The sequence below is a fragment of the Burkholderia sp. Bp8998 genome, from assembly GCF_003854235.1.
In the GTDB taxonomy this organism is placed as follows: Bacteria; Pseudomonadota; Gammaproteobacteria; order Burkholderiales; family Burkholderiaceae; genus Burkholderia.
Genome location: NZ_QTQF01000040.1, coordinates 13,445 through 29,676, shown reverse-complemented (window position 1 = coordinate 29,676; position 16,232 = coordinate 13,445). Strand labels below are relative to the sequence as shown.

The following is a 16,232-nucleotide window of genomic DNA, read 5'->3' as shown; positions in this document are numbered from 1 at the left end:
TGCAACGGCATGCGCTACAGCACCGCGACCACCTTCACCCGCCCCGGCTGCGCCGCCGCCGCGACCACCTGGCCGTCGACGCGCCGGAACGTCAGCGATACCGTTTCATCGCCGACGCGCAGCTCGTCGATGCGCAGCCAGTCGACGCCTTCGGGCAACGCCGGCCGCTCGACGCGCACCTCGTGGCGCGCCGCGTCGACGCTCACGCCGAGACACGCCTGCAGCATCATGAACGGCGCACCGGCCGCCCACGCCTGCGGCAGGCACGCGACCGGATAGGCCGTCGGCGGTTCGCCGCGCCGGCGCGGGAACCCGCAGAACAGCTCCGGCAGCCGCATCTCGAAGCTGACCGCGGCTTCGAACAGCGCGCGCAGCAGGTTCACCGCGGCGGTCTTGTCGCCGTAGCGCGCGAGCCCGCGCGCGATCAGCGCATTGTCGTGCGGCCACACCGAACCGTTGTGATAGGCCATCGGGTTGAAGCGCGGCTGGCCGGCCGCGAGCGTGCGGACGCCCCAGCCCGTCTGGAACAGCGTCGAGCCGAGCACGTCGGCGACCGCCGCGCCGCGCTCGGCGTCGGGCAGCCCGAACGCGAGCAGATGACCCGCGTTCGACGCCAGCACGCGGCACAGGTCGCCGTGACCGTCGAGCGCGATCCCGTAGAACTGGCCTTCCGGCATCCAGAACAGCGCTTCGACCTGGTCGCGCAGCGTCTTCGCGCGCAGCGCATAGCGCGTCGCGTCGGCCGCGTGGCCGCGCCGGTGCGAGCACATCGACATCGCATCGAGCGCCGCGCACGCATACGCCTGCACTTCGACAAGCGCGATCGGGCCGTCGGGAAAACGGCCGTCCGCGTGAAACACCGAATCGTGGCTGTCCTTCCAGCCCTGGTTCGCGAGACCGCGCTCCGACGTGCGCTGGTAATCGAGCAGTCCGTACGGATTGCGGTCGCATTTGTCGATCACCCACAGCGCGGCGCGCTCGAGCGCGGGCCACAGCTCGTCGATCAGCGCATCGTCGCCGGTGTGTTCGACGTACGCGCCCGCGAGCACGATGAACAGCGGGGTCGTGTCGACGCCGCCGTAATACAGCGCGAACGGCACCTCGCCCGTCGCGGCCATCTCGCTGCGGCGGAACTCGTGCATGATCTTGCCGGGCTCCGCATCGCGGAACGCGGACGTCTCGCGCGCCTGGTGCTCCGCGAGAAAGCGCAGCACGCCGCGCGCGAGCGACGGCTGCAGCCACAGCATCTGCAGCGACGTGATCACCGCGTCGCGGCCGAACGGCGTCGAGAACCACGGAATACCCGCATACGGATACGGCCCGGTGTCGAGCTGCGTCGTGAGCAGCCCGAGATCCGCGAGCGACCGGTCGAGCCATGCATCGAACAGCGGATTGCCGGTATTCACCCGCGCCATCGACTCGCGTCGCGAACGCATCTCGCGATGCACGCCGACGAGCGCGGTGCGCAGCGCGACGCGCCCGCAACCCGGGCCCTCGCCGTGGTGCGCCGGGCCGAGGGTCGCGTCGACGGTCAGGTAGATCGACACGCACGCCTGCGCGGCGATCGTCAGCGTGTAATCGGCGCGATCGACCGACAGCGCGTCGGGCGCCGGCGAGAAATGCACGGTCACGTTGCGCTCGACCTTGTCGAGGCCGTCGTAGCGCAGCCGCACCGCACCGGCGTCGACGCGCGGCGCGATCACCGTGCCGCGCTTCGGGCGCAGCGTGCCGCGCACTTCGAACATGTCCTTGAAGTCCGCCGCGAACGACAGCGACAGCGGCACCTCGGCCTCGCTCGCGCCGTAGTTCGTCAGTGTCAGCGCTTCGTACAGCACATCGCCCGCGAGCACGCGCATCCGCTCGATGTGGATCACGCCCTCGGGCGTCTCGTGGCCGCCGAGCGGCGGCAGCGGGCGGTTCGTCAGGTGCGCGGTGAACGACGCGTTGTCCGCGCTCGTCGCGCCCGACAGCAGCGACGGCGCGCGGCCGCCGAAGGTCAGACGCCAGGTCGACAGCACGCGCATGTCGTCGACGAACAGGCCGTCATCATGGCCGCCGATGTCGCCGAGCGCGTCGCCGACGACGAACGCGTCGCCGGATTTCAATACGTACTGGTTGTTGCGCGCGAGCGCCTGCGGGTCGGCTTCGGGCGCGATGAATGCAGGGCCCGACGCCCGGGTCGGGGGAACCGGCGCGACTTGCGGCGCCTGCGTCGTGGTGGCTTCGGCGTGATTCGGCATCGATGCTCCTGTGTCGAGACGCAACGTGCGGTGCGCGTCGCGTGTTTCGCACAGGATAGGCCAGAACGAGGGAGGCGCGCAGCGCCGAACAAGACGCGACACCCTGCGACGTTGCCGTCGCCGCGTGGCGTCGCGTACAGGCACACAGGCACACCGGCACATCAGGCGCCGGTCAGAACCTCCACAGGATGTTGCCGAGCACCGCGTTGTCGCGCACGCCGCTGCCGTACTGGCCGCTGAACGTGAGGCCGAGCGTCAGGCGCTTCGTGATGGCCGCGTCGATGCCCGCTTCGAGCACCGCGCTGTCGCGAGCAATCGGCACACCCGACACCTGGAACGACGTGCCGCCGTTCGCGAACGTGAACGCCGACGACGGCCGCACGTTGCCGAACGCATGCCGCCAGCCGACCGTCCCGCGCGCGGTGAACGTTCCGCTCGCGATCGTGCCGAGCTGCGACGCGGCGCGCAGGCCGAGCGTCGAGAAACCGACGTGGGTCGTCTGGCCGCCGGCCCGCAGCGCGGCGGCGCCGCCGCTCTCCGTATAGCCGTCGGTATGCAGGTTCACGTAGGCCAGGCCCGCGAACGGTTCGAGCGCGACCGGCCCGACCGGCAGCGCGTAGCCGACTTCGCCGAACACCTGCGCCGAATTCGCGTTGTAGCCGGCCGAATCGTGATCGGCAAAGCCCGCGAAGCCCGGATAGCGGTCGCTGTTGATCCGGTACCACGTATACGACGCGCCGCCGCGCACGCCGAGCGCACCGTACTGCGCACCGCCGTACAGCGACAGGTAGTAGCTGTTGACCGACGCGGACGAGCTCTGGTCGTTGTCGAGCGAGCTGTGCGTGACGCCCGCGGCCAGGCCGGCACGCCACTTGTCGTTGAGCGCCATGTCGGCACCGGCGATGAAGCCCGTCATGCTGCGGTTGATCGTCGACGCGTTGTCATCGCCCGCGAGCCGGCTGCGGCCGCCGAACGCCTGCCCCCAGACCACCGGCTGATACGGCGTGCCGCCGTAGCAGCCCTCGCGCGAGCCGATCCGGCGTTCCGGCGGCAGCGTCGGATCGGTCGCACCGGCCGTGTTGTCGCCGCACAATGCGGCGCCGCCCGACGACAGCGCGGCGAGCGGCCCCGATCCCGGCGCGAGGCCCTGGCGCACGCGATCGGTCACGGCCTCGCGCACGTAACGGCTGTCGAGCAGCAGCATGCTCTTCAGGCTCGCCTGCAGTTCGCCGTCGAGCATCCCGTAGGCCCGGCGCGCGGTGGCCGCATCGGTCGTCAGCACCGTGTCGTACAGCGGATTGCCCGCGCCGAGCCCGCCGATCGCGGTCGCGACCGCGCGCTGGTTCGGCGTCGTCGCGACATCGGGCAGCGACGTGCCGTTCGCGACGAGCCGCAGGTACACGTGGTCCGGATCGTAGCTGAGCGTCGGCATCAGGAACGCGTAGTTCGAACTCACCTGGCTGAACGTGCCCTGCACGCCCGACGATGCGCTGAGGATCGTGTACGTCGTGCTCGGCTCGAAGCTGGCCTGGTTCGCGAGCACCTGCACGGTGCCGCCGTTGAGCGTGGCCGTGCCGCTCGACGCGATGCTGCCGCTCTGCTGCGGCGTGACCGCGACCTGCAGCGTCGAGCCCGGCTGGAACGTGACGTTGCCGGCGACGTTCAGCGCCGCGCCCGGCTGCGACGCGGCCGCGAACGCACCGCTCCGGACCACGAGGCCGCCGACCGTGCCGATGCCCGTCAGCGTCGCGCCGTTCTGCACGGTCACGGTCGACTGGCCGAGCGAGCCGTCGACGGCGAGCGTGCCCGCGGCGACGGTGGTCGGGCCGCTCAGCGTATTGGTGCCCGTCAGCGTCAGCTGTCCACTGCCGGCCTGGGTCAGCGAACCCGTGCCGGACAGCACGCTCGCGAGCGTCACGTTGGCGGACTGGTTGAAGATCAGTGCACCGTTGTCGACGACATTGCCCGCCACGCTGCCCGACGTGCCGCCGTTGCCGAGCTGCAGCGTACCGCCGGCGGCGATCGTCGTGCCGCCCGTGTACGTGTTGCTGCCGGTCAGCGTCTGAATGCCGGTGCCTGCGACCGTCAGGCCGCCGGTGCCGCCGATGACCCCGCCGAACGTGCCGTTGCCGCTGCCGTTCAGCGCCAGCGCGTTCGCGCCGAGATTCACGGTGCTGCCGGCCACCCCCGACAGCGCGCCGATCGTCTGCGCGCCCGCTGCGCCGCTCACGTCGAACGTCGCGCCGGTGCCAGCCAGGTTCACCGCGCCGGTCGACGCGAGACTGCCGCCCGCACCCAGCGCGAGCGTGCTGCCGCCGTTGATCGTCGTGCCGCCGGTGTAGGTGTTCGTGCCCGTCAGCGTCTGCGTGCCGGTGCCCGCGAGCGTCAGGCCGCCCGTGCCGCCGATCGCACCGCCGAACGTACTGGCGCCGCCGCCGCTCAGCGTCAGCGCGTTCGCGCCGAGGTTCACGTTCGTGCCGGCCATGCCGGTCAGCGCGCCGATCGACTGTGTGCCCGACGCGCCGCTCAGGTCGAACGTCGCGCCCGTGCCGACCAGGTTCACAGCGCCGGTCGACGCGAGGCTGCCGCCCGCACCCAGTGCCAGCGTGCTGCCGCCGTTGATCGTCGTGCCGCCGGTATACGTGTTCGCCCCCGTCAGCGTCTGCGTGCCGGTACCCGCGAGCGTCAGGCCGCCGGTGCCGCCGATCGCGCCGCCGAACGTACTGGCGCCGCTGCCGTTCAGCGTCAGCGCAGTCGCGCCGAGGCTCACGTTCGTGCCGGCCGTGCCGGTCAGCGTGCCGAGCGTCTGCGCGCCCGATGCGCCGCTCAGATCGAACGTCGCGCCCGTGCCCGCGAGATTCACCGTGCCGCTCGCCGCGAGACTGCCGCCCGCACCCAGTGCCAGCGTGCTGCCGCCGCTGATCGTCGTGCCGCCGGTGTACGTGTTCGCGCCCGTCAGCGTTTGCGTGCCGGTGCCCGCGATCGTCACGGCGCCGGTGCCGCCGATCGTCCCGCCGAACGTACTCGCGCCGCTGCCGTTCAGCGTCAATGCAGTCGCGCCGAGGTTCACGTTCGTACCGGTCGCACCCGACAATGCGCCGATCGTCTGCACGCCCGACGCGCCGCTCAGGTCGAACGTCGCGCCCGTGCCGGCCAGGTTCACAGCGCCGGTCGACGCGAGGCTGCCGCCCGCGCCCAGTGCCAGCGCGCTGCCGCCGTTGATCGTCGTGCCGCCGGTATACGTGTTCGCCCCCGTCAGCGTCTGCGTGCCGGTGCCGGCCAGTGTCAGGCTGCCGGTACCGCCGATCGCACCGCCGAACGTGTTGCTGCCGCTCCCGCTCAGCGTCAGCGCCGTCGCGCCGAGATTCACGTTCGTGCCGGCCGTGCCGGTCAGCGCGCCGATCGTCTGAGCGCCCGACGCACCGCCCAGGTCGAACGTCGCGCCCGCGCCCGCGAGATTCACCGTGCCGCTCGCCGCGAGACTGCCGCCCGCACCCAGTGCCAGCGTGCTGCCGCCATTGATCGTCGTGCCGCCCGTATACGTGTTCGCGCCGGACAGCGTCTGCGTACCGGTGCCCGCGAGCGTCAGGCCGCCCGTGCCGCCGATGACGCCGCCGAACGTGCCGCTGGCCGTCCCGCCCAGCGTCAGCGCGTTCGCGCCGAGGCTCACGTTGCTGCCGGCCACACCCGACAGTGCACCGAGCGTCTGCGCACCCGACGCGCCGCTCAGGTCGAGTGTCGCGCCCGCGCCCGCGAGGTTCATCGTGCCGCTCGCCGCGAGGCTGCCGCCCGCGCCAAGCGCCAGTGTGCCGGCATTGATCGTCGTGCCGCCGGTATACGTGTTCGCGCCCGTCAAGGTCGTCGTCGTCGCGCCGTCCTTCACGAGCGCGCCCGTCCCGGAGATCGCACCGGTCAGCCCGAGTGTGTTGCTGCCGCCGAGCGTGAGCGTCGCGCCCGTAGCGAGATCGATCGCGTTGGCGACCGTCAGGCTCGCGTTCGTATCGAGCATCGCCGCACCGCCGACGGCGAGCGTACCCGCGCCCAGCGCCCCGCTGTTGCCGAGCACCAGCCCGCCGCTGTCCAGGTTCGTGCCGCCCGTATAGGTATTCGTGCCGTTCAGTGTCTGCGTGCCCGTGCCCGCGAGCGTCAGGCTGCCCGTCCCGCCGATCGTGCCGCTGAACGAGCCGCTGGCCGTCCCGCCCAGCGTCAGCGCATTGCCGCCCAGATTGACGCTCGTCCCCGCGACGCCGGACAGCGCGCCGAGCGACTGCGCACCCGACGCAACGCTCAGGTCGAGCGTTGCGCCGGCACCCGCGAGATTCATCGCGCCGGTCGATGCGAAGCTGCCGCCCGCGCCGATCGCCAGTGTCCCGGCATTGATCGTCGTGCCGCCCGTATAAGTGTTCGCGCCCGTCAGCGTCGTGGTCGCCGCGCCGTCCTTCACGAGCGCACCCGCGCCGGAGATCGCGCCGCCCAGCCCGAGCGCGTTGCTGCCGCCGAGCGTGAGTGTCGCGCCCGTGCCGAGATCGATCGCGTTGGCGACCGACAGGCTCGCGTTCGTATCGAGCGTCGCCGTGCCGCCGACAGTCAGCGCGCCGGTGCCGAGCGCCACGTTGTTGCCGAGCACGAGGCTGCCGCTGTTCAGGTTCGTGCCGCCCGTGTAGGTACTTGCCCCGTTCAGCGTCTGCGTGCCCGTGCCCAACAGCGTCAGGCTGCCGGTGCCGTCGATCGTGCCGCTGAACGTGCCGCTCGCGGTCCCGCCCAGCGTCAGCGCGCTGGCGCCGAGGGTCACGCTCGTGCCGGCCCCGCCCGACAGCGCACCGATCGACTGTGCTCCGCCCGCGCTGATGTCGAGCGCGGCGCCCGGATTGACCAGGTTCACCGTACCCGTGGACGACAGGCTGCCCCCCGCGCCGATCGCCAGTGTCCCGGCGTTGATCGTCGTGCCGCCCGTATAGGTGTTCGCGCCCGTCAACGTCGTGGTCGCCGCGCCGTTCTTCACGAGCGCACCCGCGCCGGAGATCGCGCCGCTCAGCCCGAGCGCGTTGCTGCCGCCGAGCGTGAGCGTCGTGCTCGTGCCGAGATCGATCGCGTTGCCGATCGACAGGTTCGTGGTCGTATCGAGCGTCGCCGCGCCGCCGACGGTCAGCGCCCCCGCGCCGAGCGCCGCGCCGTTGCCGAGCACGAGTCCGCCGGCATTCAGCGTCGTGCCGCCCGAGTAGCTGTTCGCACCGGACAGCGTCAGCGTCGCCGCACCGTCCTTCACGAGCCCGCCCCCGCCGGCAATCGTGCCGCCCAGCCCTAGATCGGTGCTGCCGGCCAGCGTCAGCGTCGTGCCGGTGGCGATATTGATGCCGTTCGCAAGCGATACGTTCGTGGTCGCATCGAGCGTCGACGAGCCGTTGACGTTCACAGCGCCGAGACCCAGCGCCGTGTTGCTGCCGACGACGAGGTTGCCGCCGTTCAGGTTCGTGCCGCCCGTGTACGTGTTCGCGCCGGTCAGCGCCTGCGTGCCGGTGCCGGACAACGTCAGCCCACCCGTGCCGCCGATCGTGCCCGCATACGTCGTATTGACGCTGCCGTCGAGTATCAGCGAATTGCCGCCGAGATTCACGTTCGTGCCGGCCGCGCCCGCCAGCGCGCCGATCGTCTGCGTCCCGGTCGCGCCGACCAGGTCGAACGTCGCGCCCGCGCCGGAGAGGTTGACCGTGCCGGTCGCCGCCAGGCTGCCGCCCGCGCCGATCGCCAGTGTCCCGGCGTTGATCGTCGTGTCGCCCGTATACGTGTTCGCGCCGGTCAGCGTCGCGGTGGCCGCACCGTTCTTCACGAGCCCGCCCGCGCCCGCGATCATGCCGGACAGCCCGAGGTTGTTGCTGCCGCCGAGCGTCAGCGTCGTGCCGGTGGCGAGATTGACGGCGTTGCCGAGCGTCACGTTCGTGCTCGTGTCGAGCGTCGCCGATGCGTTGACATTCAGCGCACCGGCACCGAGCGCCGCGTTGCTGCCGACCACGAGACCGCCGGCGTTCAGGTTCGTGCCGCCCGTGTAGCTGTTCAGACCCGACAGCGTCAGCGTACCGCCGTCGTTCTTCGTCAGCGCGCCGCCGCCCGTCACCGCGCCTGACAGCGTGAGCCCGGTCGCACCCTGCACCGTCAGCCCGCCCGCGCCGAGATCCACGTTGTTGCTGACGTCGAGCCCGGCGGTGCCCGCCTGCAGCGCACCGCCGGTGGCCGTGATGGTGCCCGTGCCGAGCGACGCGTTGTTGTCGATGATCGCGACGCCGCCCGCCAGCGTCGCGTCCTGCGCAGTCGATGCGCCGTTGATCGTCCAGTTGCCGCTCGTGACGTCCAGGTGATTGAAGTTGATGTAGTTGCTGACCGCGATGGTGCCGTTTGCCGATGCGCCTTGCTGCAGCACCAGCGTGTTGTTGCCGCCTGCCCCGCCGTCGACGGTGCCGGTCGCCGCGACGCCGAGCGTGACGGGGCCAACCGTGATGTTGAACGCGCCGCCGGTGCCGCCCGCCGTGTTGACCGACGAGCCCGTCACCGCGTTGAACGTGTTGTTGCTGTTCGCACCCATCGCCACGCTGCCGTTGATCGTGCCCGAGTTGGTAAACGTATTGCCTGCCCCGGGCGTGCCGTTCGAACCGAGCGACACGCGGCCGGTGATCGTGCCGCTGTTCGTCATGTTGACCGTGGCGCCGCCGTACGCGGCCACCACGGGCGCGTCCGCGCCGGTGAGGGTCGCGCCGACCAGCGGGTTCGAGCCGATCGTGCCGGTGTTGTTGATCGTCGACGTGCCGCCGGTGCCGTTCTGGACCGACAGCGCCATGCCCGTCACGCCGCTGATCGCCACCCCGGTCGAGCCGTTCATCGTGCCGTTGTTGGTCACGGTCGTGGTGCTCGCCGCCGCATTGCCGACCACCGCGCCGCTGGACAGCACGCCGAGGCCCGAGCCGAGCGCCGACGGATCGATCGTGCCGTTATTGGTCAGCGTGGTGTTGCTGCCGGTCAGCGACATCGCGGTACCGCCCACGCCGAGCAGCACGCCGACGCTCGCGCCGGGATTGACGGTGACGTTCAGGTTGTTGGCGCTGTTCGAATAGCTCGGCGCGAGCGGATTCGCGACGCCCGAACAGGTCACCGTGGTGCCTGCCGTGGTGCAGGTCGCATAGGCGGGAACGATGCCCGCGCCGGACAAGGCCAGGAACACGCCGGTCGGCAACAGGAGTCTCGGAAACGGCTCTCCGCTCCTCTTCGAATGCGCAATATTCATGTTTCCCCTCGGCATCGGCATGACCGCTGAATCGGACCGACGACAGCGGAAAATCCGGGACGCAAGCGTGCCCTCCGGCGGTCGCGGTACGACGTCGGTTTATTCGTGGATGAACTGCGGGTTAATCGATTCTCGTTTGCGAATGCAAAACTAACCGGATGACATGATCGTGGCCCCTTGTTTTATGCAGCGACTTTCTGGTTGATTTGATTACCGCCCTGCTTTTTGTCAGACAAGGCTATATCAAAAAAACAGGGTTTTCCAGTCAATCTTTGGTTATCGGGGCAAGGCCAATGGAACGCGTATTTTTTACTCGCACGAATTCTCGAAACGTCCTGAACCCGGGGGTTTTCCGGTCATTTCGTCAAATCCCGGGCAAAGACTACCGGCTGCGGGATCCGTAAAAACACGCATACTTCATACAAAATCGACAGTGTTTTCGCGGCGCAATACAAATGACGACGACGACATTCAGTCGCGCAAATAATCCGGAGCCACTTAATTTCAGGAATCGAAAGCGTGGATTTTCAACATCCCACAAAACACTTTCGAATCCGGCGCGCGTGATGAAGCCACCATTTTGAAACGACAATGAAAGCCGCAAAATCAATCGAATTCCGGCCGTCCTCGGGTTACGAAAACGGGATCATCAGATAAACCATCGGCTGGAACGACACGGGCCGCGCATCGAGGTCGAGCCGTCGACGCAGCGCATGGATCGCGTACGCGGGCACTTCTCGCCAGCTCGAATGGATAGCGCGCCACTGGAGGCGGTGCGGATATGCAGCGGAGATGTGCGCGGGTGCGATGCCGCCCCGCTCGAACGCGAGGCGCACCCGCGCGAGGTGGTACTACTGGCTGACGATCGACACGCGATCGACACGCGCGACAGCCGGTGCGCCTGCATGTACGCGCGTGCTGCGGAGGTTCGGGATTGGAAAGACCGCCAGACCCGGTCGACGCGCCTGCCCGGCCGGCGTCAATCCACCGGGCACATCGCGAGGCGCCCCATCGCCTCGCCGGCGCCGCGCACCGCGCAGGTGGCCGGCTCGTCGGCGATCCGCGCGTCCAGCCCGGTCTCGTCTCGCAGCAGGCGTTCGAGATCCGCGAGCAGCGCGCCGCCGCCCGTCAGCACCACGCCGCGATGCGCGATGTCGGTCACGAGTTCGGCCGGCGCGTTTTCCAGCACCGACTTCACCGCGCCGATCACCTGCTTGAGCGGCGCGGCCAGCGCGTCCGCCACATCGTGGTTCGACAGCTCGATCGAGCGCGGCAGGCCGTCCTCGACGCCGCGCCCGATCGCGCGCGTCGACGTGCGCGGCACGGCGCTGGTGGCCGAGCCGATCGTCTGCTTCACGCGCTCGGCGGTCTGCTCGCCGAGCAGCACGCCGTACAGGTTGCGCACGTGATTGATGATCGCCGCGTCGAACTGGTTGCCGCCGACGCGGATCGCCTCGCGGTAGACGATGCCGCCGAGCGCGATCACCGCGACTTCGGTCGTCCCGGCGCCGATGTCGACGACCATCGAGCCGACCGGCTCGGTCACCGGCAGGCCCGCGCCGAGCCCCGCGGCAAGCGCTTCCTCGATCAGTTCGACGTCCGATACACCGGCCGCGAACGCCGCCTCGCGGATCGCGCGGCGCTCGACCGCCGTCGCATCCGACGGCACGCACAGCGTGACCTCGACACGGCGGCTGAAGCGCGAGCGCGTGCACGACATGTCGATGAAGCGGCGGAACATCTGCTCGGCGGCATGCGCATCGGCGATCACGCCGTGCCGCATGGGCCGCACGGCCTCGAGATGCCTCGGCTCGCGGCCGAGCAGCGCCTTCGCGCGTTCGCCGACCGCCTCGAGCGTCGGTCGCGCGTCGGAGGCGCCCCCCTTGCGAAAGCAGACGACCGACGGCTGGTTCAGCACCACGCCGCGCTCGTGCGTATAGATCCGCGTACTCGCCGTTCCAGGGTCGATCGCAACGGGTTGCGCAAACAACTTTCCGAACAGCGGTGTCGACATAGTTAGCCTTTTCTTGAACAAACCGGCCGGAGCGGCCGGGCCGCATCTCCGCGGCGCGCCTTTGCCGCTCCATTACGGTCTTAGCGGCAAATCGTTCCGATACTTTAAGCAATTCCGATGATTTTTTCGCGACGATACTGCCGAATACGCGTGCCGGCAGGCCCGCGGCTACGCATCGGCCTCTCGCGTTGCGCTTGTAAAACACGGTAATCTCTCGGTCTTGCCTGCTCCCCGCAGGCGTCCGACGCCCGATTACGCCAGGTATTCCACCATGACAGCGACCGCCTCTCTCCGCTGGCCAGGGGTGCGGCAGCTCGGCGCAACGCTCGTTGCGCTCTGGTGCTGCACCGTCGCCGCGCAGCCCTTGCCGGCCGCCGACACCGCCGCCCGCACCGCGACGGCGGCCACTGCCGCCGCCCCGGCCGCCCCCGCCACGACGGCCGCCGCCCCCGCCGCCACGCCCGAGCCGACCTGCAACGCCGACGGCGGTCCGGCCGGCCGGCCGTCGATCGGCCTCGTGCTGTCCGGCGGCGGCGCCCGCGGGTACGCGCACCTGGGCGTGCTGAAGGTGCTCGAGGCGAACCGCATCCCGATCGACTGCATCGCCGGCACCAGCATGGGCGCCGTGGTCGGCGGCCTGTATGCGAGCGGGATGGCTGCCGACGAGATGCAAAGGAAGCTGTCGGAGGTGAACCTGGGCGACATCGCGTTCGACGTGACCGACCGCGCGGACCTGCCGCAGAGCAGCCGCGAGGACGAGCGCCTGTACATCAACAGCCTGACGCTCGGCTTCGGCAAGAAGGGCGTGAAGGCGCCGGTCGGCCTCGTGCAGGGCAACCGGCTGCAGGCGCTGCTCGCGAACTGGACCGCCGCCGTGCCGACCAACCAGCCGTTCGACCAGCTGCCGATCCCGTATCGCGCGGTCGCGACCGACCTGCAGACGGGCCAGATGGTCGTGCTGGACCGCGGCTCGCTGCCGCTCGCGATCCGCGCGAGCATGGCGATGCCCGGCCTGTTCGCGCCGGCCGAGATCAACGGCCGCGCGCTCGTCGACGGCGGGCTCGTCAGCAACCTGCCGGTCGACACCGCGCGGCAGATGGGTGCGAAGGTCGTGATCGCCGTCGACATCGGCTCGCCGCTGCGTCCGCTCGACGCGCTCGCGTCGCCGGCCGACGTGATGCAGCAGATGGTCGGCATCCTGATCCGCCAGAACGTGACGTCGCAGCGCAAGCAGCTCGCCGCGCGGGACGTGCTGCTCACGCCCGATCTCGGCGCGCTCGCGTTCACCGATTTCCAGAACGCTAAGCAGGCGATCGCCGCAGGCGCGGCCGCCGCGACCGCGGCGCTGCCGCAGCTCAAGCACTTCGCGCTCACGCCGGAGCAGTACGCGGCCTATCGGTCCGCGCATGCGCAGCCGCTGCCGCCGCCGATCCGCATCACGCGGGTCGAGATCAAGACGACCGGCGGCGTGCCCAAGCGTGTCGTCAGCGACGCGCTGCACGTGAAACCGGGCGACACCTACGATCCGGCGACCGTCAGCCAGGACCTGCTCGGGCTGACGACCGGCGGCAATTTCGAGAGCGTGACGCAGCAGATCGTGAGCCACGGCGACGAGAACGTGCTCGAGATCGATGCGCGCGAGAAATACTGGGGGCCGAATTTCCTGCTGTTCGGCGTCGGGATGTCGAGCAGTTCGACCGACGAAGGCGGCTTCCGGCTGCACGTCGGCTACCGGCGGCCGTGGCTCACCGAATCGGGCCTCGAGTTCCGCGCCGACACGACGATCGGCAGCGACCTGCAGTCGGCGCGCGTCGAATTGCGGCAGCCGTTGCCGGCCGCATACGGTTTGTACATTTCGCCCTATGCGGAATATCAGCGTCGCTACGTGAACCTGTACGACAACAGCGGCGAGGTGAAGCTGAACCAGTACCTGATGCAGACCGCGCGCACCGGGCTCGACTTCGGCCTGCCGATCGGGCGGCTCGGCGACTTCCGGATGGGTATCGGCTACGCGACCGGGCACGGCTCGCCGAACTACAACCTGCCGTTCCCGTTCGATGACGGCAGCTCGACGCTGATCTGGCCGAGCTTCACGTCGCAGGCGCTGACCGCGCGCGCGCGGCTCGTCATCGATCAGCTCGACGATCCGACGTTCCCGCGCCGCGGCTACTACAGCGAATTCCGGGTCGAACGGTCGCTGTGGTCGCACAACAGCCAGTCCGCGGAGGACCTCGCCGATACGTCCAACGCGCCTTACACCGAGCTCTACGGCAAGGCGATGATCGCGCAGCAGTTCGGGCGGCACAGCGTCAGTGCAACGATCGAGGGCGGCAAGAGCATCGGCGGCACCAACCTGATCAATGCGTTCAACTTCACGCTCGGCGGGTTCCAGCATCTGGCCGCGTATGCGGCCGACCAGCTGGCCGGCAACGAACTCGCATACGGCAACGTGACCTACATGAACCAGCTGATGACGTTCAACGCGTCCCCGATCAAGGCGCTGTCGGTCGGTGCCAGCGCGGAAGTCGGCAACGTATGGTCGAGCGGCGTGAAGGTCGGCGGCGGCACGCTCAAGCAGAGCTATACGTTCTTCACGAGCCTGACGACCGCGTTCGGCCCGCTGTATATGGGCGTCGCGCTCGCGCCGGGCGGGCGGCGCAACATCTACCTGCAGCTCGGCCGCACGTATTGACCCGGGCGCGCGGCGGTCGCCACGGCGCGGCGACCGCGTGGCCCGATTGCGCCGGACAGGCTGTCAGACCGGCCAGCTGATCTCGAATCGCGCGCCGCCGAGTTCGACCGGATCGACGACCGCGATCCGGCCGTTGTGCGCGTGCAGCACCTGCCGCGTGATCGCCAGGCCGAGCCCGTAGCCGCCGGTGCGGCGGTCGAGGCGCACGAACGCATCGAAGATCCGTTCACGTTCGCTCTCCGGCACACCCGGGCCGTCGTCCTCGACGAAGATCGCGATGTTGCCGTGCTCGATCGCGATCCCGACGACGATCTGCGATGCCGCATACTTGCTCGCATTGCGCAGCAGGTTGCGCATCGCGTACGACATCAGCCGCCGGTCCATCTTCACGCGCAGGTCCGACGCGATCGCGATGCGCGACTCGATCGCGCGCTCCGGATACAGCAGCTGCGCGTCGCTGACCTGATGCTCGAACCACGCGACCGGCGCGGTCAGCTCGAGGCTCGACTGCAGCGAGCTGTATTCGAGCCGCGCGTACGTGAGGCTCATGTCGATCAGTTCCTCGAGTTCGGTCACATCCTGCGCGATGCTCTCCAGCGCACCGTGGTATTCGGCGGCCGAGCCCGGTTCGCGCAGCATCTCGAGCGCGAAGCGCACGCGCGCGAGCGGTGTGCGCAGCTCGTGCGAGATCCCGTTCGTCAGGTCGCGCTGCGCGGCGATCAGCCGCTCCATGCGCATCGCGAGCGCATTCAGGGTGCGCGCGAGCGGGCCGATGATCACGCTGTGCGACTCCCGTGCGCGCGTGTTGAAACGGCCGCCGGTGAAGTCGATCGCGCGCTCGCGCACCATCACGAGATCCGACCAGACCGGCCGCATCCACCGGTACGCGGCGAGCGCGGGCGCGGTGAAGACGAACGCGAGCACGATCCAGATATCGCCCGGCAGCGCATCGAACGCGTGCCACACGACTTGCGGCGACAACACGACGCAGAGCGCGAGCGCCGGCACGAGCGCGGTCAGCAGCACGAGGCCGAGCAGGTGCAGGTAGGTCCGCACGTACAGGCGCGACCAGCTCGGAATGCGGTCGGCGCGCGTGTCGGTCCACGCGCGGCGGAAATGCAGCCAGCGCCATTTGATGTAGCGCAGCGTCGAAAGCGGCGGTGCATCGGGGTGCGAACGGGTGTGTCGGATCATCGCGGCTTCCGGCTATCGTGCGATGCGGGGAGGCGACGGCCGACGGCGTCGCGCCAGGGTCGCGTCATTCCCACGCATGCTTGCTGAACTGGTAACCCTTGCTGCGGATCGTCTTGATCCGCTGCGGGTTGCCCGCATCGTCGTGCAGCTTGCGGCGCAGCTTCGAGATGCGCCCGTCGATCGTGCGGTCGAGGCCATCGAACTCGACGCCGCGCAACTGCAGCATCAGATCGTCGCGGCTGACCACCTCTCCCGCATTGCACACCAGCACCCACAGCAGGTCGAACTCGGCCGACGTGAGGTCGGGCGAGCCGCCGCCGGGCAGCACGACCGAGCGGTCGGTGCGGTCGATCGAGAACTGGCCGAACGTGTAGCGCTCCGGCTGCGGCGCCGCGCCTTCGGCCGCGCGCGCGGGGACGCGGCGCAGCTGCGCCTTGATCCGCGCGAGCAGGATGCGCGGCTCGACCGGCTTGTGCACGTAGTCGTCGGCGCCGAATTCGAGGCCGAGCAGCTCGTCGAACGGCTCGTCGCGCGCCGTCACCATGATGATCACGCCGTCGTACTGCTTGCGCGCCTCGCGGCAGATCTCGAAGCCGTCCTTGCCCGGCAGGTTCACGTCGAGAATGACGAGATCCGGGCGCATGGACAGGATCGCCGGCACGGCGGCGTCACCATGCAGCACAGTGTCGACTTCATAGTCGTTCTTGCGCAGGTAGCCGGCGATCAGCGTGGACAGGCGGGTGTCGTCTTCGACGAGCAGGATGCGAAAAGACATGGGCAACGGTCGGATCATACGGGGAGACCGCGGCGGCGGCAGGC

Annotated in this window: 6 protein-coding genes and 1 pseudogene; 1 reads left to right on the top strand and 6 read right to left on the bottom strand. The window is 69.6% G+C overall.

Translation table 11 applies throughout. The annotated features are described in order from the left end of the window. Positions 1-14 precede the first annotated feature (14 nt). The 4 genes and pseudogenes from DIE06_RS30245 to DIE06_RS30225 all read right to left on the bottom strand — a co-directional run bounded on the left by DIE06_RS30245 (position 15) and on the right by DIE06_RS30225 (position 11,527). Complete coding sequence (locus tag DIE06_RS30245) at positions 15-2,240, bottom strand: amylo-alpha-1,6-glucosidase (RefSeq protein WP_124664561.1); 2,226 nt, start codon at positions 2,238-2,240, stop codon at positions 15-17. A 172-nt stretch (positions 2,241-2,412) separates the two neighbouring features. Next, positions 2,413-9,513 carry an autotransporter-associated beta strand repeat-containing protein gene (locus DIE06_RS30240; protein ID WP_124664560.1) on the bottom strand — a complete coding sequence of 2,367 codons (7,101 nt, stop codon included), beginning with the start codon at positions 9,511-9,513 and terminating at the stop codon, positions 2,413-2,415. 632 nt (positions 9,514-10,145) lie between these two features. Beyond that, positions 10,146-10,426, bottom strand: a pseudogene (locus tag DIE06_RS39615) (YdcF family protein); the annotation flags it as partial. A 66-nt stretch (positions 10,427-10,492) separates the two neighbouring features. Beyond that, on the bottom strand, positions 10,493-11,527 hold the full coding sequence (locus DIE06_RS30225; RefSeq protein WP_124664558.1) for a rod shape-determining protein: 1,035 nt from the start codon (positions 11,525-11,527) through the stop codon (positions 10,493-10,495). A 271-nt stretch (positions 11,528-11,798) separates the two neighbouring features. Between DIE06_RS30225 and DIE06_RS30220 the strand changes: the two genes are divergently transcribed. Then, complete coding sequence (locus DIE06_RS30220; RefSeq protein ID WP_124664557.1) at positions 11,799-14,219, top strand: patatin-like phospholipase family protein; 2,421 nt, start codon at positions 11,799-11,801, stop codon at positions 14,217-14,219. Between the two features lie 63 nt (positions 14,220-14,282). On the opposite strand, the gene DIE06_RS30215 is transcribed toward DIE06_RS30220, so the two are convergent. Together DIE06_RS30215 and DIE06_RS30210 are read right to left on the bottom strand one after the other, a co-directional pair. Then, on the bottom strand, positions 14,283-15,413 hold the full coding sequence (locus DIE06_RS30215; RefSeq protein ID WP_124664556.1) for an ATP-binding protein: 1,131 nt from the start codon (positions 15,411-15,413) through the stop codon (positions 14,283-14,285). 64 nt (positions 15,414-15,477) lie between these two features. After that, entirely contained in the window at positions 15,478-16,188 is a 711-nt protein-coding gene (locus DIE06_RS30210) for a response regulator (RefSeq protein WP_124664555.1), read from the bottom strand. Between the last annotated feature and the right edge of the window lie 44 nt (positions 16,189-16,232).

What these genes read in the sequence shown, in the direction of transcription:
- DIE06_RS30210 (WP_124664555.1), bottom strand. Translation starts at nt 16,188, where the DNA reads ATGTCTTTTCGCATCCTGCTCGTCGAAGACGACACCCGCCTGTCCACG.
- DIE06_RS30245 (WP_124664561.1), bottom strand. Translation starts at nt 2,240, where the DNA reads ATGCCGAATCACGCCGAAGCCACCACGACGCAGGCGCCGCAAGTCGCG.
- DIE06_RS30220 (WP_124664557.1), top strand. Translation starts at nt 11,799, where the DNA reads ATGACAGCGACCGCCTCTCTCCGCTGGCCAGGGGTGCGGCAGCTCGGC.
- DIE06_RS30240 (WP_124664560.1), bottom strand. Translation starts at nt 9,513, where the DNA reads ATGAATATTGCGCATTCGAAGAGGAGCGGAGAGCCGTTTCCGAGACTC.
- DIE06_RS30215 (WP_124664556.1), bottom strand. Translation starts at nt 15,413, where the DNA reads ATGATCCGACACACCCGTTCGCACCCCGATGCACCGCCGCTTTCGACG.
- DIE06_RS30225 (WP_124664558.1), bottom strand. Translation starts at nt 11,527, where the DNA reads ATGTCGACACCGCTGTTCGGAAAGTTGTTTGCGCAACCCGTTGCGATC.